Origin of the sequence: Mesorhizobium sp. M7A.F.Ca.MR.148.00.0.0 (assembly GCF_003997735.1) — a bacterium.
Lineage (GTDB): Bacteria > Pseudomonadota > Alphaproteobacteria > Rhizobiales > Rhizobiaceae > Mesorhizobium.
Genome location: NZ_RZTB01000745.1, coordinates 1 through 227, shown reverse-complemented (window position 1 = coordinate 227; position 227 = coordinate 1). Strand labels below are relative to the sequence as shown.

Sequence of the window (227 nt, the reverse complement as noted above, 5' to 3'; positions counted from 1 at the left end):
ACCAGTGGTGGGTGGCCGGTGCGCCGGGCTTCGCCATCCTCATCGTCAGCCTCGGTTTCAATCTGCTTGGCGATGGGCTACGCGACGCGCTCGATCCCCGTAGTGGTGACCAATGAGCGCGCTTCTCGACGTCGATGATCTGCGCGTCACTTTCCAGACCCGCACCGGGCTGATCGAGGCGGTGCGCGGCGTTTCCTTTTCGCTCGGCCGCGAAAGGCTCGGCATCG

At 65.2% G+C, this 227-nt stretch carries 2 pseudogenes; both read left to right on the top strand.

The window, feature by feature from the left end:
* Nucleotides 1-116 (top strand): annotated as a pseudogene (locus tag EOB49_RS38575) (D,D-dipeptide ABC transporter permease); the annotation flags it as partial.
* Nucleotides 113-227 (top strand): annotated as a pseudogene (locus EOB49_RS38570) (ABC transporter ATP-binding protein); the annotation flags it as partial. The pseudogenes EOB49_RS38575 and EOB49_RS38570, both read left to right, overlap by 4 nt.